The 3,255-nt window shown below is 64.5% G+C and carries 3 protein-coding genes; all 3 read left to right on the plus strand.

All coding sequences use genetic code 11. The features are described 5' to 3' along the window. Positions 1-397, plus strand: a 397-nt coding sequence (locus BGRAMDRAFT_RS33085) for a DUF2138 family protein (RefSeq protein ID WP_044022085.1), incomplete at its 5' end; no start/stop codon positions are given. A 27-nt stretch (positions 398-424) separates the two neighbouring features. Then, a complete protein-coding gene (locus tag BGRAMDRAFT_RS33090) occupies positions 425-1,189 on the plus strand; it encodes a DUF1175 domain-containing protein (protein ID WP_006053296.1) in 765 nt (254 codons plus the stop codon). Then, on the plus strand, positions 1,186-3,255 hold a 2,070-nt coding region (locus BGRAMDRAFT_RS33095; protein ID WP_232292408.1), incomplete at its 3' end, for an MG2 domain-containing protein. The genes BGRAMDRAFT_RS33090 and BGRAMDRAFT_RS33095, both read left to right, overlap by 4 nt.

Here is a 3,255-nt window from a genome sequence, read left to right on the forward strand (position 1 = left end):
CACGCTTGCAGTGCTCGACAAGCGTTACCCCGCGCTCGCCGATACGCTCGCGCCGGAGCGTTTGCCGCGCACTATCCTCACGCTGACGCCTGCATCGGCGGCCGCGCTGATCGAACGCGAAGCAGGCGCCGCGCTGCCGGCCGATCAGGAGGCCGTATTCCGCAACGCGTCGCGTACGCATTTGACGCCGAAGCTGCGCGCGCTCGCGCACTATCCGGCGCTGTCGTTGTCGTTGTCGCTGCCGCAGAGCTTGTCTGGCTCGACGGGCTGGGTGCCGGTCGAGTGGTGGTTCGATCGTGCGAAGAGCGATGCAAACAGCGATGCCAGCGGCGACACCGCGTCGAACAACGCCGCGACTCAGGCGCCCGCGGATCAGCCCGGCACCGAGGGCGATTAAGTGCGCCGCCTTCGTGTAGCAGGCGCTATGCGTGCGCCTCGCGAGGCGCAAGCGGCGCGAGGAGTCGCGCTCGCGGCCCGGGATGCGAACACCGCAAGCGTCACCACTGCTTCGCGCCGCGCATGCCTCTCGCGCATCGCCACGTTTTTCGCGCTAACCGCCGCTGCGCCCTACGCACACGCGCTCGGCATCACCACGACAGCGCCCGATCCCGACGCACTCACCACTCAACAATCCGCTGCGTTTCGCGCGTGGTTCACGCGCATCGTCGATCAGCAAATGCGCCGCGGCCCGACGCCGCGCTGGACGCAACGCGACTGCGCGGGCCTCGTGCGCTTTGCCGTCGGCGAAACGCTGCGCATGCACGACAGCAAATGGCTGCGCGCGAACGGCATGACCGGTCTTGCGGACACAAGCAGTCTGCCGCCCGAACTGCAACTGTCCGCGTCGCAACGCACGATCGCGAATCGCTGGACGCAGATCGACGGCTCCACGGGCGCATACGCGTCGGCGATCGCGCTGATTCAACGCAATAGCCGTTTCGTTTCGAAGGACGTCAACCAGGCGCTGCCGGGCGACCTGCTGTTCTTCGATCAGGGCGACGACCAGCATCTGATGATCTGGCTCGAGCGCTACATCGCTTATCACACAGGCACCGTCACGCCGACCGATACCGGTCTGCGCGCGGTCGCCGTTTCCGACCTGATGCAATGGAAAGATTCCCGCTGGCAGCCGCTCGACGGCAATCCGAACTTCGTCGGCGTATCTCGTTTGGACTTTTTGACACCATGACCCGAATGAATTCCGTTGTCGCGATGAGCCACTGGTTGCGCAGCACGCGCCGTCGCTCGGCACTTATCCTGGCGACGCTGCTTGCGGCCATCGCGCTCGCGGCGACAAGCAGCGTCGCGTTCGCCGGCGACGATGCATCGTCGAGCGCGGCCGCGGCCGAGTCCAGCATCGCAGCGAATCCCACATTGAACGCCGCGCCGACGAGCAACTACAGCTCGCAGAAGGTGGACGGTCAACCGTTCTTCCTGCTCTCGGATGCGAGCTTCGGCAGCAATCAGACCGCGCAGGTTCGGCTCGAAGCGCCCGGCCGCGATTTCAAGGACGCATTGCAGCCCTACGGCGGCGCGGACATCGTCGTGTATCGCGTGGGCAAACCGCTCGACTTTCTGAAGGCGCAGAAGAATTTGCATCGGCTGAATGTCGCGCCGAATTATCAGGGCGAAGGGCTCGCGAACACGCTCGCTTATTTGTGGGACCGCTGGTTCACCGAGGCGCGCCGCGCATGGCAGCGTGTGCTTTCGTTCGCGACCCGCAGCAAGGCAACCGAAGCCGCGCCGCAATTCAGGCTCGGCGAGCAAACCGGCAAGCAGACGCAATTTGAACAGAACTCGCAATTCGCGCCGCTGAAGGGCTATGACATGGTCGCGCGCTTTCGCTATCCGATCTGGGACGCGAAAGTGATCGAGCCGCCCAAAGGCGTGAACCTCGCGGGCAGCAGCAGTAACTTTATCGAGGCAAGCGCGGGCAACGTGATGATTCCGGTGGGCAAGCTGCCGCCGGGGCTTTATATCGTCGAAGCCGTGATCGGCAACTATCGCGCGCATACGCTGCTGTTCGTGTCGGATACCGTCGCGGTCGTGAAGGCGGCATCGAGCGGAATGCTGGTGTGGGCCACGCGGCGCGACAACGGCAAGCCGGTCGCGAATACGGACGTGAACTGGACCGACGGCGTGGGCGTTTTGCAAAGCGGCACGACGGGCGGCGACGGCGCGCTTCTGTTGCAACACGTCAGCCCCGAGCGCAGCTATGTGCTCGGCGTCGATCCGCAGGGCGGCGTGTTCGTGTCCGAGAATTTCTATTACGACAGCGAGATCTACAACACGAAGATCTACGCGGTCACGGACCGGCCGATGTATCGTCCGGGCGACCCCGTGCATGTGAAATTCATCGGGCGCACGTTCCAGAACGCGACGCAATCGTCGGCGCCCGCGGAGGCCGACATCAAGCTCGACGTGCTCGATCCGAACGGCTCGCCGGTCGCGACCACGAAGGCGCATTTCGCTTCCGATACAGGCGCGGACACGTCGTTCACGCTGCCCGCCGACGCGACCGCCGGCGGCTACACGCTGCGCTTCGACTACAACGGCGACGTGTATGGCAGCGCGTTTCGCGTCGCCGAATACGTGAAGCCGCATTTCGACGTCAACCTGTCGATGGATAAAGCCGACTACGCAACCGGCGAGCCGCTGAAGGGCAAGATCCAGTTGCGCTATCCCGACGGCAAGCCAGTGCGCGACAGCAAGATTTCGGTCACGCTGCGCGCGCAGAAAGTGACGATCGTCGACGGCGAATTGCGTTATGCGGGGCTCTTTCCCGTCAAGCTCGAGCAGCAGGAACTGAAGACCGACAGCGACGGCAACGCAAGCCTCACGCTACCGGCCGCGACCCAACCTAGCCGTTACGCGCTGACGCTCTTCGCGCAGGACGGCGCCGCGTACAAGGTGCGCGTGACGCGCGAAGTGCTGATTGCTCGCGGCGCGACGCCGTATCGCCTGACGACCGCGAAGTCGTTCTCGCAGCCGAAGGAAGAGGTGAGCTTCGATCTGCAAGCGCTGGCCGCGCTCGACCCCGCAGCGCATGCGCCAGCAAAATGGGAATGGACGCGCCTCGAATCGCAAACGCATGCCGCAGGCACGTTGAAGAGCGAAGCGAATAGGGAGTCCAAGAGCGCAGGCGGCAAGCTGTCGTTCACGGTCCAATTCGATCAGCCCGGTTCGTACATGCTGTCGGTGAAGGACGATAGCGGCAATCTGCTCGCCGCCGTCAGCCATTGGGTCGCGGGCGAC

The sequence above is a fragment of the Paraburkholderia graminis C4D1M genome (assembly GCF_000172415.1).
GTDB lineage: Bacteria > Pseudomonadota > Gammaproteobacteria > Burkholderiales > Burkholderiaceae > Paraburkholderia > Paraburkholderia graminis.

Coding starts and splice junctions, on each gene's coding strand:
- BGRAMDRAFT_RS33090 (WP_006053296.1), top strand. CDS start 425: ATGCGTGCGCCTCGCGAGGCGCAAGCGGCGCGAGGAGTCGCGCTCGCG.